The sequence below is a fragment of the Streptomyces sp. NEAU-W12 genome, from assembly GCF_026242095.1.
Classification (GTDB): domain Bacteria; phylum Actinomycetota; class Actinomycetes; order Streptomycetales; family Streptomycetaceae; genus Streptomyces.
Genome location: NZ_JAPJDM010000005.1, coordinates 163,764 through 188,698, shown reverse-complemented (window position 1 = coordinate 188,698; position 24,935 = coordinate 163,764). Strand labels below are relative to the sequence as shown.

16 protein-coding genes are annotated in these 24,935 nt (G+C 66.4%); 10 read left to right on the top strand and 6 right to left on the bottom strand.

Features of this window, described 5'->3' with window-relative positions:
* The first annotated feature begins 385 nt into the window (after positions 1-385).
* Positions 386-595, top strand: coding sequence for a hypothetical protein (locus ORI94_RS08530; protein ID WP_266073753.1), 210 nt, complete (start codon positions 386-388; stop codon positions 593-595).
* Between the two features lie 225 nt (positions 596-820).
* Here ORI94_RS08530 and ORI94_RS08525 read toward each other — a convergent pair whose 3' ends face one another.
* On the bottom strand, positions 821-3,586 hold the full coding sequence (locus ORI94_RS08525; RefSeq protein WP_266073863.1) for an ATP-dependent helicase: 2,766 nt from the start codon (positions 3,584-3,586) through the stop codon (positions 821-823).
* A gap of 758 nt (positions 3,587-4,344) precedes the next feature.
* Here ORI94_RS08525 and ORI94_RS08520 point away from each other — a divergent pair.
* The 5 genes from ORI94_RS08520 (at position 4,345) to ORI94_RS08500 (ending at position 11,398) form a co-directional block, all read left to right on the top strand.
* Positions 4,345-5,235, top strand: a complete 891-nt coding sequence (locus tag ORI94_RS08520) for a DUF5655 domain-containing protein (protein WP_266073752.1) — start codon at positions 4,345-4,347, stop codon at positions 5,233-5,235.
* A gap of 330 nt (positions 5,236-5,565) precedes the next feature.
* A complete protein-coding gene (locus ORI94_RS08515) occupies positions 5,566-5,991 on the top strand; it encodes a hypothetical protein (RefSeq protein WP_266073751.1) in 426 nt (141 codons plus the stop codon).
* Positions 5,992-6,099: 108 nt separating this feature from the next.
* Positions 6,100-7,908 (top strand): hypothetical protein, encoded by a 1,809-nt coding sequence (locus tag ORI94_RS08510; protein ID WP_266073750.1) that lies wholly within the window; start codon positions 6,100-6,102, stop codon positions 7,906-7,908.
* A 1,136-nt stretch (positions 7,909-9,044) separates the two neighbouring features.
* Entirely contained in the window at positions 9,045-10,487 is a 1,443-nt protein-coding gene (locus tag ORI94_RS08505) for a DNA phosphorothioation-associated putative methyltransferase (protein ID WP_266073749.1), read from the top strand.
* Positions 10,488-10,546: 59 nt separating this feature from the next.
* Positions 10,547-11,398 carry a hypothetical protein gene (locus ORI94_RS08500; RefSeq protein ID WP_266073748.1) on the top strand — a complete coding sequence of 284 codons (852 nt, stop codon included), beginning with the start codon at positions 10,547-10,549 and terminating at the stop codon, positions 11,396-11,398.
* Positions 11,399-11,510: 112 nt separating this feature from the next.
* On the opposite strand, the gene ORI94_RS08495 is transcribed toward ORI94_RS08500, so the two are convergent.
* The 5 genes from ORI94_RS08495 to ORI94_RS08475 form a co-directional block, all read right to left on the bottom strand.
* The gene (locus ORI94_RS08495) at positions 11,511-12,311 is read right to left on the bottom strand and encodes a phosphoadenosine phosphosulfate reductase (protein WP_266073862.1); all 801 of its coding nucleotides are present in this window, start codon (positions 12,309-12,311) and stop codon (positions 11,511-11,513) included.
* Positions 12,312-12,516: 205 nt separating this feature from the next.
* Positions 12,517-13,164 (bottom strand): hypothetical protein, encoded by a 648-nt coding sequence (locus ORI94_RS08490; RefSeq protein ID WP_266073747.1) that lies wholly within the window; start codon positions 13,162-13,164, stop codon positions 12,517-12,519.
* 74 nt (positions 13,165-13,238) lie between these two features.
* The gene (locus tag ORI94_RS08485; protein WP_266073746.1) at positions 13,239-14,135 is read right to left on the bottom strand and encodes a phospholipase D family protein; all 897 of its coding nucleotides are present in this window, start codon (positions 14,133-14,135) and stop codon (positions 13,239-13,241) included.
* Positions 14,132-16,024 carry an ATP-binding protein gene (locus ORI94_RS08480; RefSeq protein WP_266073745.1) on the bottom strand — a complete coding sequence of 631 codons (1,893 nt, stop codon included), beginning with the start codon at positions 16,022-16,024 and terminating at the stop codon, positions 14,132-14,134. Before ORI94_RS08480 ends, ORI94_RS08485 begins: the two co-directional genes overlap by 4 nt.
* Positions 16,021-17,607, bottom strand: a complete 1,587-nt coding sequence (locus tag ORI94_RS08475; RefSeq protein WP_266073744.1) for a DEAD/DEAH box helicase — start codon at positions 17,605-17,607, stop codon at positions 16,021-16,023. The genes ORI94_RS08480 and ORI94_RS08475 overlap by 4 nt, the downstream gene beginning before the upstream one ends.
* Before the next feature lie 499 nt (positions 17,608-18,106).
* On the opposite strand from ORI94_RS08475, the gene ORI94_RS08470 reads away from it, so the two are divergent.
* The 4 genes from ORI94_RS08470 to ORI94_RS08455 are packed head-to-tail and all read left to right on the top strand — an operon-like array spanning position 18,107 to position 24,862.
* Entirely contained in the window at positions 18,107-19,282 is a 1,176-nt protein-coding gene (locus ORI94_RS08470) for a cysteine desulfurase family protein (RefSeq protein WP_266073743.1), read from the top strand.
* Positions 19,283-19,341: 59 nt separating this feature from the next.
* Entirely contained in the window at positions 19,342-20,457 is a 1,116-nt protein-coding gene (locus ORI94_RS08465) for a DUF4007 family protein (RefSeq protein ID WP_266073742.1), read from the top strand.
* Positions 20,454-24,032 (top strand): ATP-binding protein, encoded by a 3,579-nt coding sequence (locus ORI94_RS08460; protein ID WP_266073741.1) that lies wholly within the window; start codon positions 20,454-20,456, stop codon positions 24,030-24,032. Before ORI94_RS08465 ends, ORI94_RS08460 begins: the two co-directional genes overlap by 4 nt.
* Positions 24,029-24,862 (top strand): phosphoadenosine phosphosulfate reductase family protein, encoded by an 834-nt coding sequence (locus tag ORI94_RS08455; RefSeq protein ID WP_266073740.1) that lies wholly within the window; start codon positions 24,029-24,031, stop codon positions 24,860-24,862. The genes ORI94_RS08460 and ORI94_RS08455 overlap by 4 nt, the downstream gene beginning before the upstream one ends.
* The last annotated feature ends 73 nt before the right edge of the window (positions 24,863-24,935 follow it).

Genomic DNA, 24,935 nt, shown 5'->3' with positions numbered 1-24,935 from the left:
CGGGCAGGGCCTTTTCGGGGCGACGCTGCCGGTTGCCGTGGATGGAGGCTCAGCCTCGGCCGTGTCGTCAAGGATGCCGTCCGACGTGTCGGCTAGAAGACGCGAGAGGTGATTCACGGTCGCTCCGGTGACTATGGGGTCCCAGCCCTAATCTGATGTTGAGCAGATAGTAGAAATTCGACGCGGCACATTGTCGCCGTCTCAACGGCCCGCAAGAACTCCCCTGAAAACAATTCCGCGCCCCAGTCGCAGATAATCCCGGAACCTCAAATGTGTCGTCTCGGCTCATGCTAGATAGGCCAGGGGACGGTGTCGGGCCTGGGCTGTTCAGCGCCACGGCTACGCGATCGACGTTACGTCGGCTTGGCGTTCGTGCATCGAGGGTATGACCGCTGTCGACGACGTCGGTGTGGGTGTCCGGGGTGACGGCGGGGATGCGGGCGGCGAGCCCGGCATGCCGGACCTGTGTCAGGAAAGCATCAACCTGAGTCTTAATAAATATTCTCAGCCGAAGGGCCTTCTCAGGTTCAGGTACCGCGGCCACCTCTACGGCGCCGTGCCGGGGCGGATTCTGCCTGGCGTCGCCGGGAGATGACGACTTCGCTGTGCGAACCCATACCAAGCTGGCCAAGGAGCTGAACCAGCGCTTCGCATGCAACGCGCGCAGGGAACTCTTCCACCACCCCGACACACCTCCAGAGCGCCTCGACCTGGTCCGGGTTCCAGGCGCCCCCGCCGGTCGCGTCGGGGGTGTGGAGGTTGGGCCGTGGTGCGGCGCACACAACACCGCGGCCCAACGGGCCGACGTGGTCGAGCAGCGTTACGGAGTGCTGGGCCGGTCCCGGCAGATCGCGGCGAAGTCGCAGGCGGCGCAGGTGCCGCACCACGAGGTCTTGCGGGGCATGTCGTTGTGGCGAAGTTGGTCCCCGGCCTTGGCGACCTTGCCGGAGATCTCCTTCAGCAGGGTGTCGTTGACCTCCTCGCGACTGCTGCGGCTGCCCTCGTCGAGGTTCAGGACTTCGACGAGGTCGGCGCGCTTGCCGCTCAGCTCCTCGTACCCGGCGACGTAGATGTGCAGTTGATCGCGGGTGACAGCGTCAGCCTGGGCGCGTTCCTTGGACTTGAAGTCCACGATGGACTGCTCACCGGTGTCGATCCGGCGGATCAGGTCGATGCGTCCGCTGACGGTCACCCCCGGCGTGAGGTGCACCTCCACCGGCTGCTCGGAGTGCTCGGTGAGCGTCAGTCGCGAGCCGTTTTCGCGGAGGTAGCGGTGGACGGAGCGGATGGCCGCGTTGCGCAGCTGTTCCTTGAGCGGCTCCGGTGCGAACGGAGCGTGCAGGTGCCGGTCGACGAGCGCCTCCACCTCCGTCGTGTCGACGATGTCGCCCTTCACGGCGCGCTTGTGCACCTCGGCCATCACGTCATGGAGCGACTTGCCATACCCGAGTTCCTTCTGCAACGGCGAGTCGAAGCCGTACAGGAACCGCAGCTTGAACTGGTACGGACATTCGAACAGGTACTTCAGCTCGCTGAAGCTGAAGACGATGTCGGGCGTGTCGGCTAGGGGGGTTGAGGCCAGCCGGTTCAGCGTGGACTCGTCGGGCCTGGCGGCCTCCTGGGTCAGGACGTAGGTGTTGCGGGTCGCCTCGGCGAAGAACTGCGACTCCCGCTGGTAGAGCTTGCCCGGCCCGGGGGAGAAGGAGAGGGCGAGGTACTTCTGGGCGCGGGTCGCGGCCACGTAGAAGAGCCGACGCTCGTCGTCCTCGCTGCCGCGGTAGCGGTCGGCGTCGTTGACGGCGGCCTCCGGGACGATGTGGAACACACCGAGTCCGCCCTGCCGTTTGCTGGGAAAGCGGTTGCGGCGCATACAGGGCACGAACACCGCCGGCCACTGCATGCCCTTGGCCTGGTGGACGGTGGCGATGGTGACGGCGTCGGGCCGGGCGTATCCGGCATCGGCGTCACTCTCCTCGTAGTAGTCGCCGGCCTGGTGCTCCAGCCACTTGGCGAATGTGGCAAACCGGTCGGGCGGGCTGCTGAGGAAGTGGATGCGCTCGTAGTCGCCGATGGCGGTGCTGAACCGTCCCAGGTTGTAGAAGGCGAGCTCGCTGCGCTCGCGGCCGACCTCGGCCGTGAGGTGTTCCTCGCGGACGCCGACCTCGCCCAGGAAACGCTGGTAGGTGCCCTGGATCGTGTAGGTGTCCCAGGGCATGCCCTCCGCCCAGCCGCGAGCCTCGTCGAGGATCTTCACCCCGCGTTTCAGGGCCTCCTCGCGGAGCCCGAGCCGGGCGTTCGTCCAGGCGGTGACGACGGCGTCGCCGTCGACGGTTCCAGTGATGTAGTCGAAGCAGGTCTTGGCGGCCTGGACCTCGGGCGTCTGGAACAGGCGGCTCAGGCCCTTGATGATGTAGCGGATGCCTCGGGCGCGCATCTCCGTGACCAGCGGATCGGCGTCGCCCGACACACTGCGGAAGAGGACGGCGAAGTCCGAGTACGCCAGGCCCCGTGGTGGCGCGTCGGCACGGTCGGTGAAGGGCAGGCCGATCATCCACTCGATGCGGTCGCAGATCCACGCGGCCTCCTCCTGCGGCGTACCGAAGGAGAGGGCCAACAGGTCGCCGCGGTCATAGCTCTGGTGGCCACTGGCGATCATCGACTTGCTCAGCCGATGCGAGGGATCGATACCCTCCGCCACCCGGCGTGCAAGGTCCACCACTGCCTTGGACGAGCGGAAGTTCTCATTGAGTGTCACGGTCTTGGCGCTGCTGTGGCGGGTGGTGAACGTCAGGATGTTGTTCACCGCGCTTCCGCGCCACTGGTAGATCGTCTGGTCGTCGTCCCCCACGACGCACAGGTTCGCGCCGAACTGGATGAGACCAGCGATCAACTGTTCCTGGACGGGGTTGGTGTCCTGGTATTCGTCAACCACGACGTATCGGACCGTGTCCTGCACGTGGGCGCGCAGATTGACCACGGGTTCGGTGGCAGGTCCTCCCGTATTTGGTGGCGGGAGCAGCAGGTCCGCAGCGAGGCGGAGGATCTCGCTGTAGTCGAGATAGTGCAGGCGCTGGAGCAACGCTCGGTAACTGCTCAGGCCGTCGAGCACGTCCGACGGCAACTCGTCCTGGTCGATCTCGTCCTCTCGGAGCATTCCCAAAACCCTCTGGTAAAGACGGGAGTTGACGTATCGCTTCATCGGGCGGGGCGGTTTGCCCTTGGTGCGGATCTGTGTCGTCGTCAGGCCGCTGGCCCGGCTGTTGCGGTCGATAAGAACACGAGCCTGCACATCACTGAGGACAGTGCACTTGAACGTTTCCGGCACCTGGGACTGCAGCATGCTCAAGGCGTAGCCGTGCATGGTGCCGACGAAAAGCTCGGCCAATCCACGGACATCTCCCAGTTCCTCTCGGACGCGAGAGACGATGCGCTGCTTCAGCTCTCCAGCCGCCCGGTCGGTGAACGTGAAGGCGACAATGTGTCGCGGCTCCACGCCGGGCAGTCGGAGCAACTTCACTACCCGCCGGGCGATGACTTCGGTCTTTCCGGATCCAGCGCACGCGACGATTCCCAGGTGCCGGTCCACGGTGTCGATCGCTGCCAGCTGATTTGAGGTCAGTTGCACCGAGGTGCCTCCACTCGCCACGTCGGGGACCTGCTCCCCGAGCGACGAACTGTGTACCAAGCGGCACTGACAGTCGCTTCATTGCTGCAACGCGTTATCTATCACCAGTTCGAATCTCGGTTGGTGCGCCTGTCGGGCCATCCGTCTAATGGCCTCTGATTATTTCCATAGGAAGCGCATTAATGCCTCACTCTCGCGTGTGTGCCTGTTCGATATCTGCCTCTCACGTGTTCGATGCGTCCCGTGGGGTGATCGTGTAAGCGGCTGGGACTGGGACTGGGACTGGGACTGGGGGAGGCGGCGGGCGCTGCCGGATGGCTCCCGGAGAACGCCTGCCGACCGCGTCGGCTGCCTTCCGGACGTCGGAATGGTCGTCGTCCAGTGCAACCGATCTGTTGCTGGAAAGTGAGAACCTGCGTAAGGAGGTGCCGCTAGCACAGAAGTACGCGCCATGCCGAATGGCCTAGGTGCTTAGAAGGCGCCTGCTCTATCCACTGAGCTACGGAGGCTGACCTGCGCAAACGCAGTTTTCCCGGCGCTCGTCCTAGGTGCCTGTGGGACGTATGTGGGATTCGGGGATCCCCGGGACCCATGGGACGCTTGTGCGCCCCGGTGGCTCGGAGGTAGCTTCTCACACCATCTTCACTCGCCCGCAGAGTCTCATGGAAACAATCTTGCCCCTCCCTGGCGTTCTCGATCTTCGAGCCGAGGAGGGGAAGGTGTCGAGTCTGAAGCTGTTCCACACAACGAATGGCGGCGTGACCGAGGTCGTACCGCGTCTTGCTGAGGCCGAGACGGATGTGCAGGGCCTCGTCGAGGCGCACATGGAGGCGATGCTGGGGGTGCGGTTCCTGGCGAGCGAATACGCCATCGACTGTGCCGACGGCGGACGGATCGACTCTTTGGGCCTCGACGAGAACGGGGCGCCGGTGGTCGTCGAATACAAGCGCGGCACCGATGCCGGGGTGATCAACCAGGGCCTCTACTACATGTCGTGGCTCATGGCTCACAAGGATGCCTTTCGGCACCTGGTCCGCGACCGGCTCGGGGTACCGGCCGCGTCCCAGGTGCTGTGGAGCGCACCCCGGCTAGTCTGCGTCGCTGGCGACTTCACTCGTTACGACGCGCACGCCGTACGCGAGCACCGGCGCAGCATCGACCTTGTCCGCTACCGATTCTTCGGCAAGGAGCTGATCGGACTTGAGACCGTGGCCTCGGTTACCGGCCGGACGTCGGCCGTGAGGCGGGCACGCCGGGGAGCGGCCGGGCCGCCGCCCGTCTGCGGGCAGGGCGGGGCGCTGGCGGAGCTGGCCGAGGCGGTCGATGAGATGCTGCTCGGCCTCGGGGACGGCGTCAGCCGGGTGCAGCGCAAGCAGTACCGGGCGTATCAACGCCTGCGGAACTTCGCCTGCGTCTGCCCGCCCCAGAAGACCAAGCTCCTCGTCTATCTCAAGGCCGACCCGAAGGAGGTCGACCTCGTGCCCGGCTTCACCCGGGACGTGACGGGACTGGGCCATCACGGCACGGGCGACCTGGAGGTGCAGTTGCGGTCCGAACGGGACGTGGAGCGAGCTGTGGACCTCTTCCGCGCCAGCTACGCGGCGGCGTAGCCGTTCGGTACGTCTGTGACTGCGGCTGTTGTGGTGGTCGTGCCTTCCGACGTACGGGCAGGTAGTGGCGGTGGACCACCAATGATGCGTGGTTGTCGCTGCTTTCTTGGCGTGTCTCACATTCCTCAACTCCCGTTGACCGGACGTGGGGTTAGCAGTTGATGAGGGTCGTGTTGCGGACGTACCGTCCCGCCGCGTGTTGGTGCACTTCTTCTCTGCCGAGGGCTGGCAGTCCTGGGGGCTCGATGGCGAGCCGTTGCTCCCCGAGCGGATGCCGGTGTTGTTCGACGACGACTTCCTGTTCGAGGACGGGGGCGGGCCGCCCGCGAGGTGGGCATCTCCCGCGCGTCTCTCTATCGGACCTGGGGCCACCTCAAGGACGAGTTCGAAAAGCGGCGGGCAGCCGCCTGGGCAGCCGGTCAGCAGCCCGACCCGCGCGAGGCCCGCCTCGCCCGGCTACGTGATCTCAACCAGCGGCTCACCGGCAAACTCGCCCGCACCCACACCGAGCTCACCCAGCTCAAAGAGCGTCACCGACACCTGCTGTCGGTCCTGGCGGCCAAGGACGACGAGGTCCAGCGTCTGCGCCGCCAACTCAGTACGTTCGCTCCGCTCCCGGACCAAGGGCAGGGGGACGACGCCAAGGGCGTCGTCCCCCTGCTCCGGCGCGATGTCTGGGCCCGGCCACCGGACGTGACGCCGTTCAAGGTGGGATTCAGGGGCTCCAGCCACACGTCTCCGATTTCACATAGGTAGCTACATCTAGCCAATTATGCGACCTTCCGCATTTATCCCGTCACATAGCGTATTGATGGGGAGGCGGCCGCACCTGGTCGTTTCCGTGGGTGAGAGTGAGGAGTGGGTATGGCGCTCGAAGAAGTTGCGCCGGCGTCGGGTGCTGTGCGGCTGAGGGAGATGCTGCGCGGTACGGCCACCGCAGGCGAGAGCCGGCTCATGCGGGGCCTGCGGCAGGGTCAGGAGCTGGGGGTGCTGGTCGGTGCCGCGCTCCATGCCGCCGAGCGGTCCAGGCTGGGGAAGGCCCCTACCGACTTGGAGCGGTTGCTGTTGAAGGCGTTGGGGAATCTGATGCCGCAGGCGGATGTGCACGCGTGCGGGCAGGAGTACAGGTCGGCGGTCGCGGATCTGGGGTCGCTGGACATCGTGCCGGCCTCGGTCACCTCTCGGTCATTGACGTCGGGGTACACGCGCGCCAATTTCGCGGAGCGCCTGGCGGTGATCGGACGGGAGGCGGTCACGCTGCCCAACGCTGCAATCGTGGATCCTGCGGTACTGGCTGCCGGGCAGCCGATCGACACGGCGGAGTTCACCGAGGGCCTGACCGAGTTCGGTCATGGGGCGACCGTGTTCAACCGACCCCCGGTGCCCCCGGAAGAGCGGGGCAAGCCCGTGCCCGGCTACCGGGCCAAGGTGGAGTTCGACAGTTTCTACGTCCGCCGGGCGGTGGGCGACCAGTGGGGCGGCAAGGACGAGATCTACTGGACCGTCGCGGCCTCCTCCGACAAACACAAAGCCTCCCCCTACAAGTCCGGGGAGTTCGGCTCGATCAGAAGGGGCAACACGCGTTCGTTCACGGGAACGGACCGGGTGGTCTTCGACGGGCAGGCCGGCACGCACCTGGGCCTGCACATCGCGGCCTGGGAGGCCGACCAGAGCAGCTCCGAGTGGTACGACAAGCTCTTCGAAGTGCTGCAAGAGGTGATCGACGGACTGGAGATCTTCGACCTCCTCAACAACTTCAACCCCACATTCGCAGGTGAACTCATCGGCTACGCCCTGGAGATCACGAAGCTGTTCATCTTCCTCAAGGAGTACCTGCGAAACAACGACGACCTGTCCTGCGAGCGGATGTTCATCTTCGACCGCCACACCCTGGTCACTCTGTACAACCGCGGGCAGGACACCTGGGAATTCAACGGTGAAGGCCACCACTCCCTGCGCATCCGCTACAGCGGTGAGCGCCCGGTCTTCCCAGCCGGGGACCTGGAGTACGTCACCCTCACCGGCTCCGGCGCCGCCACCAGGGCGAGCGCACCCCTCGCGCTGGGCTGGACCAGCTCCGCACCCCCGGCACTGGCCTCCTACGACGGCAAGCTCCACACCGCCTACATCCGCCCAGGCGACCGGGCCGTCATGTGGAGCGTCCTGGACAACGGCACCTGGTCGGAACCCGTACAAGTGCGCTATTTCGCCAGCGACTACGCACCGGCCCTGGCCGCGTACGGGGGCAAGCTGTACATGGCGCACACCGGGACGGACGGAGCAGTGTATGTGTGCAGCTACGCCGACAGCGGGCCGTGGAGCGGGGAAACCAAAGTGCGCGACCTGCAAACCGAACGCGCGCCGTCCCTGGCCCTTCACGGCCCGAACGTCCCCGTCGTTCGCAATCAGCTCGTACTCTGCCACCGGAACATGGGGGGTGATGCCAAGCTGCACGAAATGACCCACGGCTACGGATCCGACGGCTGGTTCGCCGCCGGCAACCCCAGCGGCCGATGGTCGCCGGCGGCCGGGCCGTATTCGATCGCCTGCTACGACGACAGGATTTGGTACGCCTGCCGCACGGCCGACAGCCACAACCACACCGGCTGGTGCATCGTATCCGGCGCCCATTACGGTGAACTCGCCATGCCCTCGAACTGGCTCACCCCCTAATCGCCGACAATCACCGTCCACGACGGCAAACTGTGGCTGGCCGCCCGCGGAAACGACAGCAATCTGTGGTTCTTGCACACCACTGGCGAGACCTGGCAGAGCGCTCCTACCGTCCCTGCCGGCGCTATGGAGGGCGAGCCGGCCCTCGCCTCCCACAACGGCAAGCTGTACGTGATGTACCGCCGCTGACCCCCTCTTCAGTTTCCGTCCGTGGGGCTCCGCAAGCCACGCTCATGACGCCCACCACAGCGGCACACCCGCCAGCCTACGGTGTGCCCGATGGTCGCCCATCACAGTACCTACAGGTGCACCGCCGCCAGCCCGCCCTCCAACGGCGGTGCAGCCGTGCGTGCGTAAACGAACAAGGTCGTCGACCTACCGAGGCATGTCGCCCACATGAAGGAAGTGGGCGGCGCAACATGGACGCCATTCGACCGAGACAGACACCCGATTCTCCCGAGAGGCTGAGAACATCAGCTTCCCTGCGGGAGCGAGACACCGGGCGAAGGCGGACACGGCCTTCGCCGCGTTAAGCGCGGGATCGCCGGTTTGGCTAACCGGCGATCCCACGCTATGTTGCCCCACTTCGGAGCAGGCTGCGTTCACCTGCCCGAGGCGTCATCGGCTCTCCGCACGCTTCAGCGGTGCTTGGAGAAGTCGACACCGCTTGCATCGACCGATGCGGATCAACGGGGTCGGAGTCCAGTCGCAGCGGGAAGCGCAAGCGGGGCCGAGCCAGCGGCGACCGTACGCCGGAGACGTTGCTCCTCCCCATGCGGCGGGGCACCTGTCCTTCTGCGAGGCCAGGTGTCTCGTACCCCTGAGAAGCACCGCGGAGATCACGTAGCCGGTGCTGAGGGTCTACCAGCGCGGCCTTGCCTGCCTCGTTCAACACGAGATTGATCACCCCGCCAGCCCGCTCAACGCGGATCGCATGAGGCCGGGTGTCCTGCCTATCCGCATTGAGGGAGTACCGGCAGAGTGGCCGTACTGGACACACGAATCCTGACGTGGCGTGGCGTCGTCCGTGGTCGGCCGTGAGGTACAGCTTTGCGTAAGCCGGGTCGCCGAAGAGGGCGTCACGTAAGGTTCGGTGCTGTCACATGCTGGCCTGTCCGTAAAATCAGGGGACGCCGATGACACAGGAGCTTTGGAGCAGCCAGAGGCATCGGACCGCCATTGGTCGTGCCGGCCTCTCGCTGCCGGCCCGCCGTGCAGTTGGCGACCTCCAGTTGGAACCAGACACAGAAGTGCTGGACTACGGGTGCGGACGTGGCGGCGATGTACGGGCACTGCAGCGCCTCGGTCTCGATGCCGCGGGGTGGGACCCGGTGCACTTTCCGGATGGGCGGCGTGAGCCGGCCGAGGTGGTCCTTCTTACCTACGTCCTGAACGTCATTGAGAACCCCGCCGAACGACGAGAGACGCTCCTCCGCGCCTGGGAACTCACCAAATCCGTGCTCGTGGTGTCCGCACGGTTGAGGTGGGAGCGCAACCAGATCAAAGGCACGGAGTACGGCGACGGCATCCTGACTCAACGCCGCACCTTCCAGCACCTTTACGCCGCCGGCGAGCTTCGCGACTACGTTGAGGAAGCCACTGGCGTCCGCTGCCTGTCGGCGGCGCCGGGCATCGTCTATGCCTTCAAGGACGACGCGGCTCGCCTCAGCTACCTTGCCCGCCAGGTCGCCCCTGACGGGGGCTGGCTTGCGTCCGAGGACACCGCCTCGGCGATCACTTCGGTCGTGGATCATCTCGAGAATCGTGGCCGGATGCCTCAGCTTGAGGAAATGCCGCAGCCCATCATCAGCCTTCTCGGCCACCTGCGCCCCGCTGAATTGAAGCGCCTTGCCGAGCAGGAAGCCGACCCTGTGAAGGTGGAACGGAGTGCCGAACGTGGAGCCCTTGACACGCTGCTCTTCCTCGCTCTGGAGTTGTTCCACGGCCGGGGCCCCGTAAGCAGTCTGCCCCTGCCTGTGCAGCTGGACATCCGTGCGTTCTTCCCCTCGTACACCGAGGCGTGCCAGCGTGCCGATCGCCTGCTGTTCAAGCTGCGCGACGACGCATACGTCCGGCGCGCGATGAACGGATCGATCGCCGGCAAGTTCACCGCGACCGCTCTGTACGTGCACCGTCGGGCACTTCATCGGATCCCGGTTGTGCTGCGTCTGTACGAGCAGTGCGCGAGCATCGCTGCCGGCCGTCCCGGCGAGTGGTCCGTCGTCAAGCTCCGCCACCAGGGCCGCGGTGTCAGCTGGCTCGACTACCCCCAGTTCGACACGGATCCTCACCCGCGTCTTGCGGCGTCATACGCCGTCGACCTGAAGACTCTCAAGTCTTCCTTCACCTCGTACGCGGACTCCGCCAACCGCCCACTGCTGCACCGTAAGCACGAGTTCCTTGCCGAGGATGATCCTGACGCGCCCAAGTACCGGAGGCTCACGGACGCCGAGGTGCGCGCTGGCCTTTACGAGAGTCCGCACCTGATCGGCACGGAGGAGGGCTGGGAACGCGAACTCGTGCGCTGCGAGCGGGAGTTGCGAGGTCACCGGCTTGTACGGCGCGCCACCAGCACCTGAGCGTCGCACCGGCTCTCGACACCGGGGCGATTGTCAGTGCCGTGTGTCACGCTCCATCCATGACCACTACCGGGATGGAGGGCTCCTGCCTGCCCTCATACCGCACGCTGTCAACACTCGCGCTGTCCGAGCCTGAGGACCATGTCCGTGAACTCACCGACTGGGTGGAGCATGCCTCCGCCGTCTCCGGAGTCCCCGGGGCGCAGAACAGCTGGGACACGGCCTACAAGTGGCTGCGCCTCGCGCAGGGCCTGCGCACGGTGGCGTTCGACATGTCGTATGACGACGGCGGCATGTGCTCGGCGGGCCTCGACTTCGATGCCGTTTGGACCGAGATGATGGAGGAGTGGCAGCAGCACCAGGTCCGTCTTGGTTACCTGCGCGCTGCACTAGAAGGATTCGTCCGGCTGCTGTATCCGGACACCGGAGCGCCTGGGCTGGCCGTCGATGCCGCTGAGGAGAAGCTGCACCGCCTCGTCGGCGCATTGCCTGTCCACGCGCACGCGGTCGCCGACCATCTGCGGACGCATGCGCCGGACGGTGTGTCGGGTGCCGGCACGTCGGTGGCGGCAGCGGTGACTCAGGCGGTCGCCCTGCACGAGATGGCCGTCCGGGGCTGTGCGTCCGTCCCCGAGCCGGGCAGTGACGCGGACGGGAAGGTCTTTCCCACGGGGCACGCCGAGGTCTGCGCGGTCAAGGAAGCCTCCACGGTGCTGCTGCTGGGAATCCAGCTGCTTATGGCGGCGGCGGTGCAGGAGGACCGCGTCGCCGTCTTCGACGACAAGTACCTTCTCGACGGCATGTGGATTCCCGACGCCTCGGGCGGCAGCCGCTGGGTGGATGAAGAGATGCCCTACGGCGAGTACCTCGCCGTTCTCCACCTTCAGCCCGGCGAGCCGCCCGAGCTCTGATTCCGCCACGTGCAGTGCCCCGCGGCGATCATGTCGGCAGCCCAGGGGCAAACGACGGGTGGGCCCGAAGCCATGGCTTCGGGCCCACCCGTCGTGGCCTGCTCGGCACGTATCAGGTCATACACCAGCCGGAGTCGCATGCCCCCTCATCCTCATCGGCGTCGCCTCCCCCAGGGCTCTCGTCGGGGATGGCTTGAGTGAGTGGGATCCCGTACCTCGTGAGATACACGGCATCCCGCCCGAGTGCGGCCCGCCGTCGGTTGATTGTCTCCTCCAGTCGGACCGACTGAGCGAACAACTCCGGCTCGTGCCGACGCTGGTGGCGCCAGGCGTCGACGGTGCGGAAGGGGCAGAAGAAGCAGGAGCTCTTGGGCGGTACCGGCAGGCCGGCCTCAGCGATGATGCGCTCACAGTCGTCCCGGCGCAGCCCGAGATCGAGGAGAGGGTATTCGACGACCTCGTGGGCTTCCCGCCGTCGGCGGTTGGCGCGATGGATTTCGTCGACTGAAATGCCGATGCCGACCGTCGCCGGCTCCTCCGCCGTGGCGCCATGCTCCCGAAGCCACCGCCCGACCACCTTGATCTTGAAGTCCGCAGTGCAGTTGCGGCGGCCAGGAGCGCCGTTGGCCATACGGACCGGAATGGGGATCGACCGTGTGTCCGGCCGGTTCAGCCGCTGCATGAGCGTTTCCGTGGCCCCGTCGCGTCGGCGCCGCTTGAGCTCGTGGACATCCAGTCCCACCCGCACGGCGTACGGGATGGCGATCTCACGGACGTACGCGAGGGTCGCCGGATGCTCGCTGTCGTCACCGACGTTGGCGAACAAGAAGGTGCGGAAGTCGATCTTTCCGCGAGCGGCCAGCACGAGCAGGGCCGTGCTCTGGACTCCACCTCCGTAGGAAATGACCTTCAGGGGCGGGCGGTTGGGCTCGCTGGATGGGGCTTGGGGCAGGAGATCTGTGGGATCGACGTGATGGCCTCCGGGGGTGCGCTGCAAGATCGACATATGAGAGACAGTATGTATGTGATTTGATCAATGCAAGTGTTTCTCTCACTGCTGTTGGCGAACATGGCGATCAACGGGGCGTGGGTCGGCACGGCCCGGATGTGGTGATGAGCTACGGCCGGGGCTTAATGGTGACGGAATATCCCTGGGCCAGGACGGACGCCAGAAACTCCGCTGCGGCGCCGCGGTCAGCGTTGGTGAACGTCTGTGCGGCAGGTCGTGGCAGTGGAGGCGGGCTTGCCTCGGGGGTACTCGGCCTTCGGCCCCGGGGCTTCTGAGGAGCGCGTTGTCCTGCACGGAGCGCGGCGACTTCCGAGGCCACGATGGTTCGCTGCCGCTGTCGCGCGTCGTCCAGGATCGTCTCAAGGAGCCAGAGCGGAGAACCGGAGACGACCAGGTCGGCCTCGGCGATCCGCTGCCGGTTCCGCCACCGAGAGATGGCCTGCGCGTCTTGGTCGAGCACGCGGGCTGCCTCCTGGATACCGACGACGACCGGGAGGTGCTCCTTGTCCTCTAGGTCGTAGCCCAGGGAGATACCAGCCTTGTACGTCGCTAGCCGTTCTCGGTCGGCTTTGCGGTCACCTTCGCCGTCGAGTCGCATGACCGTGCTCAGCAGCCAGTACGGATTGCCCGATGCGATCAGATCGGGCTCGCCGAGCGTGCCCGCTGTCCGCCATCGTTGGGATGTCTGTCGCTCCACATGGAAGAGGAAGGCAATCTCGGCGTGCCCGAGGAGGAACGGGACGCGTACCTCTGCCATGAGACGGCCTTCCCCATCACTCTGTTCTCGTGTCCGTCGGCAGTGTGCTGGCAGGCCACGCCGTGGCTGAGATCTTAGGCGTGCTCTACGCCCGGTCGCAGCTCCCACGAGCCCACTTCGGTGTAGTACCGGCCGAAGTGCTGGAGCCAGGCCGCGAGCGTCTCGGTTGTTCTGCGCGCCTGCTCCTCTGTGTCTCCTGTCCGCTCGGCGATGGCCCGCTGCAGCTCGACGTTGCTGAGACGCTGTTCTGCGGTCAGCTGACCGAGTTCTGGGATCGCATGCAGGCGGGCCTCGACCTCAGAGTTGAAGGCGTCCTCCGAGAGGCCGGCGGGAACATCGAGCATGGCCAGGTCCCGCACGATGCCGGCCTCGACCAGCGAGGTGAACCGCTGCCGCCCGCTGTAGAGGGCGTAGACGTTCTCCGGTCTCCTTGTCTCCGGGAACCAGTACGGGGCTGCCTCGTCCTCGGACGGCGGAGTGACGCGCTCGCTTCTCAGGAGTTCGGCCTGCTGCCGTACAAGGGCTGCCGTGTGGGGTGTGGCTATGGTCGAGCGGGCGTTGATCTGGCCGAGGACGCGCTGTACTTCGGGGTGGTCGACCGGCACCTCCAGCAGGAGTTCCACGTTGGCGTTCGGTACGCGTCCAGTGGCTTTGCCGGTCAGGTTGGCGGAGCCGACCAGACAGCGGCCGTCGGCACGGTAGAGCTTGGCGTGGAGGGACGGACACAAGGCAATGGAGATGCGTTCGTCGCTCTGGGCAGCTTCGATGATCTCGGGGTCGGAGACCCCGGCGGCTACCTCCGCCGGGGTCCAGCGCGTGACACACGTGATCTTCTGGACGGAGGATGGCACCGCGGCGATGGTCTCCTCGAAGATCGCCTTCTTGATGAAGGGGGCGATGATGACCACCTCCTCGGCGGCGTCCTCCATCAGGTCCGCGATCTGCTGCCAGACGTGGTCCGGCTGCGTCACTCCTCTTCGCTCCCGTCCTCGATGAAGTCACGGGCGTACCGGCCCCAGTCGCTTCGGGCATCCGAGATGACCCGGCGCGCCTTCTTGTTGGGGATCTCGTCCTCCATCCGTGCCCAGGAGAAGATGAGCAGCTTGAAGGTCTCGGTCGCACGGGCGAGCCGCTGGCGGAGCTCTGCGTCGTTGGCGTCCTCGGGCACGTCCTCAAGAACGGCCATGAGCTTGTCGTGCAGGGGGTGTTCCGTGTTGAAGGACACCTGGAGCATGCCGGCGAGCAGGTCGATGTTGAAGAAGGCGGATGAGTCCTGGGGGCTGGAGATCCAGCGGACGCGCCAGTCGTTCTCCATGGCATCGTCGACCAGGGTCTGGGCGGTGTCCTCGTCGACGTGGTGTCGCTCGGTCAGCGCGGTCAGCTGCTCCTGGCGCTTGTCGGCGTCCGTCGCCTCCTCGGCGAGCAGGTCGGTCGTACCGGTGTACCCGTCCTCCTGCCGGCGCTTGACGGCGTCCGTGGCCTTGGAGGTGACGTCCTGGTCGTACCGCTTCTTGCCCTTCCGGTCGCCCAGCGTCTGCTGCTTCAGCTTCTTGCGCATTTTACCCAGGAGACCCTTGAGGTACTGGGCGAGGTCGATCAACGGCAGTCGGGGGTCGCCGAGTTCCCGCAGACGGTCCTTGAACTGCTTGGGTGTCTCGTCGGGATCCTGTTCGGCCGACCAGTCGAAGTCGGCGAGTGACGAGAACACGACGGCCGTCTGCTTGTTGTTGGTGACGCCGAACACCTCGTCGAGCTCGGGCGGGAAGTCCACCTCGACGCCCCACCACCGCTCCACCGGGTCGTAACCGATCGCCCACGAGGTATCGAGGTCGAGTTCGCGGCCCTTTCGGACCAGCGAGACGCCGACATTCCGACGGGCGTGCTTCCCCCACTTCTGGTCACCCGGGGCCCGGTTCGGGTTGGCATCGTCGGGCCACGGATGGCCGGAGACATCGGAACGGCGGGCTTCAGGCCGGGCGATGGATGCGCGCACCGTTACGGTGTGCTGTGTGCCATCGACCGTGATGGGATAGCGGTAGACCCCGGGCTCCGCCTCGTTGCCCATGTGGAAGGGCTCGAACATGGGGGTGCTGTTGAAAGGCGCGGGCGTTCCGGTCTTCGCCATGAGGTACAGAGGGTCATTGGGTTCGGCGTAGTAGGCGCCGTTGTCCCCTTCGTTGACCTTCTCGATGACCTTCCCGTCGCGAACGGGAGCCATCTTGATGTCCACGGAGCCGTCGTTCAGGTAGTGCCGGTACACACGGCCGATCAGCTCGGCGGTGTTGCGCAGGGTGGCGCCGGCACTGTGCCACTTGACGCGGTCCAGGTTCGTCCAGACGACGAGGGTGCCGCTGGTGCCCAGGGGCACCTCGCTGAGGTCGTCCCACTGATCCGGAACACGGCGAGGGACGGGGTCGGGAACCTCATCCTGCCCGTTGGTGATCTCGTCCAGGTCAAGATAGGTGTACAGGGCGTTCGCGGCGCCGTTCTTCCACGACCAGACCTCGACCTTGGTGCACTGGGACATGCTGGAGTTGGGCAGGCCCATGCCGAAGCGGCCGATTCGGCTGCGGTCGTCGCCGAGACCGTCTCCGTACTTCAGGGCGCGGCGCAGGAGTTCGCCGTCCATGCCCTTGCCGTCGTCGAGGACGGCGATCTTGTCCACCCGGTACCTGGTCTGGGCGGCACCCTCGATGGGGCTCTCGCAGGCGAAGACCTGCACCAGCGTGGCTTCCGCGTCGATGCTGTTGTCGATCAGCTCGGCGAGCGCGTAGGCGGTGTTCTTGTAGCCGCTGTCGCGCATGGCCTTGACGGTCAGCGAAGGGCTGACGATCCGGTAGTTGTTTCCTTCGCCGCTCACGCTGTCTCCCATACGTCTTCCCAGTTGGTGAATGCTTCGGCGACGTCGCCGAACCCGGGGAGCGCCGGGTCGACGACGGTGACGATCTCGCAGGTCTCGGTTCCGCCGGCCTTGGGGCCGCGGATGACCCGGCCGACCATCTGGCTGTAGAGCACCAGGGATTTGGTCGGCCGAGCGATGACGGCGGCGCTGGCCGCGGGCGCGTCGAAGCCCGTGGTCAGGACTCCGAAGTTGCAAAGGATCATGGGCTTGCGTGCCGCGCTCTTGAAACGACGGATGGCGTCGCTGCGGTGCCGAGGAGACGACTCACCGGTCACGAATACCGCGTCGAGGCCGGCCGCGGACAGCACGGAGGCGATGAGTCGGCAGTGCTGCAGCGATGCCGCGAACACGAGGATGCGGCGGTGCTGCTTCTCAAGCAGCTCCATGATCGTTTGGACAACCTTGAGGTTCCACTGCTCGTCCTTCGCGAGCTCGGCGATGATGCTGTCCGGGATCTCGAACGCTCGCGCCAGGCTCTGCTGATCCCGAGCCGACAGATGCATGCCAGCTTCCGCGGCCACCGTACGCATAATCGGTTTGGCCAGGTAACCCTGGTCGATAAGGGCTGTCACGGGATTCGTGTAACCCTCGATCTCCAGCATGACCTTCTGCCGGGAGAAGAAGTCGGCAAGTTCCTCGTCCTTGGCGATGTCAGCCCACGTGCGGCCCGGGGTCGCAGTGAGGCCCAGCAGGCTGGAGTCGTGACGTACCGTCAGGTCGTCCACCACGCCCTGAAACGTGGGGGCGATGATCTGATGCGCCTCGTCGAACACGGTCAGAGTGCTGCGGGCGGCCAGTGTGCGCAGGAACTGCGGGTCCGACTTGGCGGTTGAGACGGCCTTCTCCAGCCCGAGGACGACCAGTCCGTCGGTCACGTCCGCGAGGTCCGGGGAAGCGCTGCCCCACACACGGAGGACCGGCAGGGGGCGGTCGCCGACCTTGCTCCAGGCGCGCTCGAACTCGGCTGCGGCCTGCTCCAGCAGTTCCTGCCCGTGGGCCAGCCACACCACCAGGGCGGGACCGTGCTGCCGCAGGTGGTCGCAGATCATGCTCATGCCGGTCCGCGTCTTGCCCACGCCCGTCGGAAGGTGGAGCACGGCCCGGCGGGGGCCGTCGTACAGCAGCTCCTTGACCCGGCGCGCCGCGCGGAGCTGATGAGGGAACAGGGCGTAGTCGGGTGCTGTCTCCCGCTTGAAGGAGGGCAGTTGAGGCTGTGCGCGCTCGACCGTGAAGCCGAAGAACTCCAGAAGTTCCCTGCGCTCGTCAGGAGTCCACTTCAGCGCCTGCAGGTACTTCAGCGGCTGTCCGTCGTCCAGCGACCCGAGCCGTTGCGCCAGTTCCGCCTGCTTGGGGCCGGGAACAAGGCCGAGCAGTGCGGCGCGCTCGTCCTCGTCCGCGACCAGGAGCTCGGCGTCGATCGCGATCGCGGCGACGGCTCGCAACCGCTCGTCACCCGCCGTGCCTCCTTCGACGAGGTCGAGAAGGCCGCACAACTCCTTGCCGAGGTGCCGGCGGATGTAGTCCATGGGGGCGTTTGCCAAGACTGCCTCGAAGGGCATTCCCGGTGACCACGTCGTCACAGCCTCACCTGACCGATGCGGCTGACGGCATGCCGTGAGCCGCTCGCACAGGACCGACCATCATCGTGAAGTTCCTCCCCCAGCTCGACGCACACCAAGCAGCGCTTCAACGTGCGGATACTGCGGCGTTGCAGCGTGCGGACCACCCTAAACGGGACCACTGACAACAGGAGCACCATCAGACTAAAAGCCCAGCCAGGGACGGCAATTGGCCACGTAGCTGCCCGACTTCCCGGCCACGGAAACGGATTTTGCAGCATGCGTCTTGCGCGCGAGGAGCACAATATAGAACATTCATTCGGTAAAACGCTTGCGACACCACGCGTTCGAGTGATTCAAAGAGTGGATCTAGGCTCGCGACTAGGATCACGGCGAGCTACTGGTGGAACCCCGGGTGCGGGGCGAGGTTTCCACCAGCAGTACTCTGGTGTGCGACACGAGCGAGGTGGGGTGGCAGACGATGAGCGAGCCGAGTGGGCCAGATATGTCCTATTTTGACTACAACGCCACCGCTCCGATCCGGCCCGAGGCCCTCGCGGCTGTCGTCGAGGCCATGCAATCGGTCGGCAACGCCTCAAGCATGCACCAACCCGGACGGCAGGCGGCTCATCGGGTCGACGTCGCACGCCGACAGCTAGCCGACCTCCTCGGCTGCTCGCCCGGCGAGATCATTTTTACCTCCGGGGCGACAGAAGCGAACAATCTGGCTCTGCGGGCCGCGTTCACCGCCGGAAGTCCTCTGGTCACAAGCTCTGTTGAGCATCCGGCCGTGCTGGAGACGGCCCGTGCGGTCACCACCGGAAGCCCCGAGGACCTTGTGCTCCTGCCGGTCGGTGGCGACGGCCTGGTGGAGCTCGACGCCCTCGATCAGGTCTTTGCTGCGCGTCGTGGGGGACTGGTCTCCCTGATGGCGGCGAACAATGAGACCGGTGTCCTCACCGATCTCCGCGTCGTGGCCAAGGCGGCCCGTGAAGCCGGTGCACTCGTCCACACGGACGCCACGCAGCTCATCGGCCGCCTCCCCGTGGACGTCGCTGAACTCGACGTCGACCTTTTGTCGCTGTCGGCCCACAAGTTCGGCGGACCGCAGGGAGTCGGTGCCCTGTATGTACGGCGTGGGTCCCCACTTCCGCACCGGCCGCTCCTCGTGGGCGGCGGACAGGAGCGGGGCTGGCGCGCGGGCACGCTGAACGTGGCAGGGATCATCGGCATGGGAGCAGCGGCCGAGGCTGCGGCGCGCGGCCTCGGCGCGGAGGCCGAGCGGGTCGCAGCCCTGCGTGACCGTCTCGAACGCCTGGTCGCCGGCTACCTTCCCGACTGCCGTATCAACGGCCGACGCGATCAGCGCCTGCCCGGCGTGACGAGCATTACTTTTCCTGGGGTGCCTGCGGACGCGGTCCTGGCGGCCATGCCCGACGTCGCTGCCTCGGAGGGCAGCGCGTGCGCATCAGGCGCTCCGACGCCGAGCCACGTGCTCCTGGCGATGGGGCTGTCCCGGGCGGATGCCGACAGCACGATCCGCTTCTCGCTGGGTTACGCCACCACGGATGCCGAGATCGAGCACGCCGCGCAGGCCGTCAAACGCGCCGTGACGCAGGTTCGGGCCGCGCTGGCCGAAGCCGACGGTGCCCGCTGACCGTTACCCCGATTACCAACCTCGTTAGAGCAATCGCATTGGACACAGAGAGGCCCCGGATGTCAGACAGCCGGCTTGGGGAAGCCGCCCTTTTTTCCTTCGCGCGACACGAAACGTTCGCGCCCCGCTTCGGCTGGCTGCACAAGGCGTACATGCAGGTCAAACGCGATCAGGGTGCGTTCCTCGCGGTCGACGCGCCGGTGCGGTTCGGTGTGGGCAAGAACATGGTCTACTCCATGCGTTATTGGTCGCGGGCGTTCAAGCTGACCCGTGAGCACTCGCCCACGAAGGGCACACAGGCCAAGTTCTCCTATCCCACCTGGGAGGCCCGCTGGCTCCTCGATGAGGACGGCGGTGCGGATCCGTATCTGGAGGAGAACGGCAGCCTGTGGCTGCTGCACTGGTGGCTGGTCTCGTCCCGGCCCGGGGCCAAGAGCTGGGCGCCGGCCTGGTACACGGCCTTCCATCTCGCGCCGTTCTCCCGGTTCACGGTCGCGGACATGACGCAGGTGGTCACCCGGCATGTGAACTTCTCCTATGACAAGAGCCCGGAGGAGGCGTCGATCGTCAAGGACATCGAGTGCCTCACCAAGATGTATGCGCGCAGCGCTCCGGAGAAGGCGGGTTCGCCGGGTAGTTACGAGGACCTGCTCGCCTGCCCCTTCCGTGACCTTGACCTGCTCACCTTTGTCGGGACGCGTGGAAATGCCGAGTGGCAGTTCACCAGCGGGCACCGCACCTCGCTGCCCGCCCGGGTCCTGGCCTACGCCTGCCTCGACTACGCCGCCAAGTTCTCCCGCCAGGCCAACTCGATCTCCGTGGCCCGGCTCGCCAACGAGCCGGGTTCCCCGGGGCGCGCCTTCCGCGTCCGGGAGAACGAGATCGTTATGGCGCTGCAGAAGGTCGCCGCGGACCACCCGCAGCTCGACCTGACCGAGGCCGTGGGACAGCGCAGCCTCGCTTTCACGGCCGACCCCTTCGATCTGGCCTGGGAAGTGCTCGACGAGCAGTACGACTTCGTCACCCGCCGTCCCGGCTTTCCCAGCCGCGAGGAGTGGGCCGCCAAGTTCCCCAAGCTCGCCGAGGCCGAGCAGAAGGAACTCGCGACGAAGGCCACGGACGCCACAGACACGGCCGACACCACCGAGACGCTCTTTGCTGAGGAGACCGCGTGACCACCGCAACCCCCACGCGGACCCCGGGTAGCCCGACGAGCTCCGCCCCGCAGTTCCCCGCCGGCATCGAACTCGTCGGCTCCCAGATGCGCTCGACCAACCTCGAGCGAGACGTCGAGGACGCGCTGCACGACCCCTACGTGGGCGCCCGGGCCGTCGACGTCCTGGAACGCATCGCGAGTGCTCTGGCCGACCAACGCCGCACCCGCGCCTGGTCGTTCACCGGCCCCTACGGCTCCGGCAAGTCCACCCTCTCCAACATCATCGACGCTCTGCTGGGGCGGGATGCCAAGCGGCGCGGCGAGGCCGAGCGCATCCTCGAAGAGGCCAGCCCCGCCCTCGCTCAGCGCCTTGCCGCAGCCCGCGATGCCATCGCCCCCGAGGGGTTCCTCGGTGGCGTGGCCACCGCGCGCCGCGAATCCGTAGTTGCCACCCTCTCCCGCGCTCTGCATACGGCGGCGGCGCGACGCTGGGGCAAGCGCGTCCCGAAGGCCATCGCCGCCGCCCTGGAGGCGTGCGCCGACCCGGACCGGGCCGGGGCCAAAGAGATTCTCGGCGCCGTCACCGCTTTGACGGCGGACGGGCGGCAGCCTCTGCTCCTCGTCATCGACGAGTTCGGCAAGACGCTGGAACATCTGGCCGGCCACAACGAGTTCGCCGACGCCCAGCATGATCTGTTCCTGCTGCAGGAACTCGCCGAGAAGGCGGCTGGCCCTAACGGGTTGCCCGTCTACCTGATGACCTTGCAGCACCTGTCGTTCATGGACTACGCCTCACGGTCCAGCGAACTCAAGACCCGCGAATGGGCCAAGATCCAGGGGCGCTTCGAAGACATCACCTTCGTCCCCCACCACGGCGACTCCCTGCACCTGCTGCGCCGCCGCCTCGACCGCTCGGCCGTCAACTCTGCGGGGCAGGCCCTGATCAACGCCTGCGCCGAGGCATCCGCGGACATCTGGACCCAACACGGTCTCGGCGTTCTCGCCGAACTCGGCCCCGACCACTTCGCCGACCTCTACCCGCTGCACCCCATCACGGCCCTGGCCGCGCCGATCCTTGCCGCCCAGATCGGCCAGCACGACCGCAGCCTGTCGGGCTTCCTCAACAGCGGGGAGCCCAACACCGTCCGCCACTCGCTGGCCCAGCACAGCAACGCGAAGGCGGAGCACGCCAGCACGGTGCGGCTGCCGCAGCTGTGGGACTACTTCCTTAACTCCGGTCGCACCACCCTGCTCGCCTCCGCCAACGCGAGCAAGTGGATCGAGGTCGACTCACGCATCCGGGACGCCAATGGCCTCCCCGATGCCGACCAGGACGTACTGAAGACCATCGGCGTCCTCAATCTGATCGACTCCGACGGGGCCCTCAGCGCCACCGCGCCGATGATCCACTTCGCTCTCCACGACCCCACAGACGTCGCCGACTCCGACGCCTTCACAGCACTCGAAGAGCGGCTCGCCGACCTCGTGCGCCGGGGGTTCGTGGTCCACCGTGAGTTCAGCGGGGAATACCGGGTCTGGCAGGGCACGGACGTCGACATCGACGGCCGACTCAAGGAAACCATCAGCCACCTGAATGACGCTGCGGTCATCAACCGGCTCGGCAGCCTCGTACCGCAGGCATTCGTGGCCAGCCGCCACAGCCAGGTCACCGGCATGATGCGCGTGTTCTATACCGCGGTCAGCGGCCCGGAGACCAAGACCGTCGCCGCCCCGGACGAGCTGAGGGAGCCCGCCGACGGCCTCGTCGTCTTCCACTTCGGCACTGACGCAGACCGGCCCAACGTCCACTCACCTCTGCCGGTACTCGTGGGCACCACCCCCGACCCCGACGTGGTGCTGGCCACGGCCACCTACCTCGTCGCGCTGAAGGAACTCAGCGTCCAGCAGGACATCGACCATGTCGCCCGGCGGGAAGTCATGGAGCGGCTCGTGCAGGCCGAGGCCGAGCTGCTGGAACTGCTGCAGGACGCCTTCTATCCGCCGTCCTCTGACGCGTCCTGGAGCCTGTGGCACACCGGGATCGCCCCTGGCGAAGAACCTGCCGCTTCCGGCCTGACGGCCCGCAGCCTGAGCGGCCTGGTCTCCCTCGCCTGTAAATCGGTGTACCCGGACACCCCGCACATCCGCAACGAGATGCTCGGTCGGCACGTCTTGACCAGCCAGGCTGCCCAGGCCCGCGGCATACTGCTGACGGCCATGCTCTCCGCCTCAGGCGAGGAGAACCTCGGCCTCACCGGGTACAAGGCCGAACGGGCCATCTATCACGGTGTCCTGGCGTACCTCGGTCTGCACCGCGAGAACGGGGTGGTCCAGGCCGAGAGCCAACAGGAGAGCCTGCTCCCATACGGTTTCTCCCCGCCTGGCGAGGGCCACGAGCACGCTCAGCCCGCCTGGAACGCCCTCAACGAGGTACTGACCGGAGCCACCGAGCGGGTCAGCATGGAAGAGGTCATCCGGACCCTTATGAGCCCGCCGTTCGGGCTCAAGGCCGGCGTGGTGCCGGTCTTCCTGATTCCGGCCCTGCTCATCCGTCGCCACGACGTCGCCCTGTTCGAGGAAGGCACCTACCTGCCTCGGCTGACCATCGACGTCGTTGAGCGACTCGTCAAGGGCCCGGGACGCTTCTCAGCGAAGTACACGCCGGCCGGAGACGGCCAGCGTGGCAGCATCATCAAGAAGCTGATGGTCTCGCTCGGCGTGGAGGCACCACGCTCCAAGGCCCTGCGTAACCCCGACCTCCTTTCCGTGGCCAGCGCCTTGATCATGCGCGTGGCCGACCTGCACAAGTACGCCCGCACCACCAAGAACATCTCTGCCGACGCCCGCACTGTGCGGACCACGATCGCCCGGTCCCTGGACCCCGACGACTTGATCTTCCACGCGCTGCCGAAGGCCCTCGGGCTGCCGGAGATCCCGGCCCGCACGCGCGCCAATGCGGAAGCGGCGAACACCTACGTCGAACGGCTCACCGCGGCGGCGGACGAACTCGTTGCCATCGACAGCAAGCTGCGTGCCCAGGTCGTGCGCGTTCTCGCCAAGGAGTTCCGCCTGCCGCCCGAACTGCCGGAGCTGCGCGCACAGCTCGCGGCCCGGCTGCGCGGCTTCGCTGATGCGGTGCTGACCCCGGAACTGCGCGGCTTCGTCGACTTCGTTCTCAGCGACGACCTTGAGGACGACGACTGGCTGGAACCCATCGTCGTACGGCTGACTAACTCCGCCCTCGGCGACTGGGACGACCACGAGGCCAAGGTCTTCCCGCAGAAGGCCCGGTCGATGGCCTCCGCTCTCGACCGCGTCGGGCACCTGCATCACGCCGGGAACGAGGACCGTGGCCGGGAAGAGAAACTCGATGCCCAGTTGTTGACCTTGACAGACAGCGCCGGCGTGGAGCAACGCACCCTGATCTACGTGCCGGAACAGGCCCGCACCGAGGCCAACAGCCTCGCCGCCGACGTCCTGAAGCAGGCCGAAAAGGCACTCGGGCCGGACGGAGCGAGGATCCTGCTCGCGGCCCTCGCCCAGCGTGTGACCGATGCCGCGGCAGCAGCGAGTGAAAGGAAGGCACAGGGATGACCGACGGAGCCGACACCCAGAAGGTCCGGCACGTGCTCGGTATCTCCGGCGGAAAGGACTCCTCGGCGCTCGCCGTCTACATGCGCAACCGAGTCCCGGAGATGGAGTACTTCTTCTGCGATACGGGCGCCGAACTGCCCGAGACCTACGAGTACCTCAACCGCTTGGAGGCCGCCCTCGGCAAGTCCATCGTGCGGCTCAACGCCGACCGGGACTTCGACCACTGGATGGAGGTCTACCAGGGCACCCTGCCCAGTCCGCAGATGCGCTGGTGCACCAAGAACCTCAAGATCAAGCCCCTGGAAGACTGGGTCGGCGATGACAAGGTCATCTCCTACGTTGCCATCCGGGCCGACGAGAACCGCATCGGCTACGTCAGCACCAAGCCGAACATCGATGCCGTCTTTCCCTTCCGTGAAGACGGCATCGACAAGGACGGCGTCATGCGCATCCTCGACGAGGCTGGCATCGGCCTGCCCGACTACTACGAGTGGCGCACACGCTCCGGCTGCTACTTCTGCTTCTTCCAGCGCAAGCACGAATGGGTTGGCCTCAAGGAACGCCACCCCGACCTCTTCGACCGCGCCGTCCAGTACGAAGAGAAGGTCCGCTACCGGCACACCGCCATGAAGGGCCGCAACTACACCTGGTCACAGGGCGAGTCGCTGCCGGAGCTGATAGAGCGAAAGGACGAGATCGAGGCCAAGCATGAGGCGGCCCTTGAGCGCGCAGCCAAGCGCATCAAGCCCAACCGCCCCTTGCTAGAGGTTCTTTCCGACGCACTCGACTCAGACGACGACGAGGCTGGCTGCTCCGTCTGCCACCTCTGACGCGGGACCGGTACGGGGAGGAACTACACGCAGCGGCCCCAGCAACCTGAGGGGCTGCTGGGGCGTTTCCGAG

Excerpts from the sequence above, each read along its gene's own strand:
- ORI94_RS08505 (WP_266073749.1), top strand. The coding sequence starts at position 9,045 with ATGACACAGGAGCTTTGGAGCAGCCAGAGGCATCGGACCGCCATTGGT.
- ORI94_RS08500 (WP_266073748.1), top strand. The coding sequence starts at position 10,547 with ATGACCACTACCGGGATGGAGGGCTCCTGCCTGCCCTCATACCGCACG.
- ORI94_RS08510 (WP_266073750.1), top strand. The coding sequence starts at position 6,100 with ATGGCGCTCGAAGAAGTTGCGCCGGCGTCGGGTGCTGTGCGGCTGAGG.
- ORI94_RS08470 (WP_266073743.1), top strand. The coding sequence starts at position 18,107 with ATGAGCGAGCCGAGTGGGCCAGATATGTCCTATTTTGACTACAACGCC.
- ORI94_RS08465 (WP_266073742.1), top strand. The coding sequence starts at position 19,342 with ATGTCAGACAGCCGGCTTGGGGAAGCCGCCCTTTTTTCCTTCGCGCGA.
- ORI94_RS08530 (WP_266073753.1), top strand. The coding sequence starts at position 386 with ATGACCGCTGTCGACGACGTCGGTGTGGGTGTCCGGGGTGACGGCGGG.
- ORI94_RS08490 (WP_266073747.1), bottom strand. The coding sequence starts at position 13,164 with ATGGCAGAGGTACGCGTCCCGTTCCTCCTCGGGCACGCCGAGATTGCC.
- ORI94_RS08455 (WP_266073740.1), top strand. The coding sequence starts at position 24,029 with ATGACCGACGGAGCCGACACCCAGAAGGTCCGGCACGTGCTCGGTATC.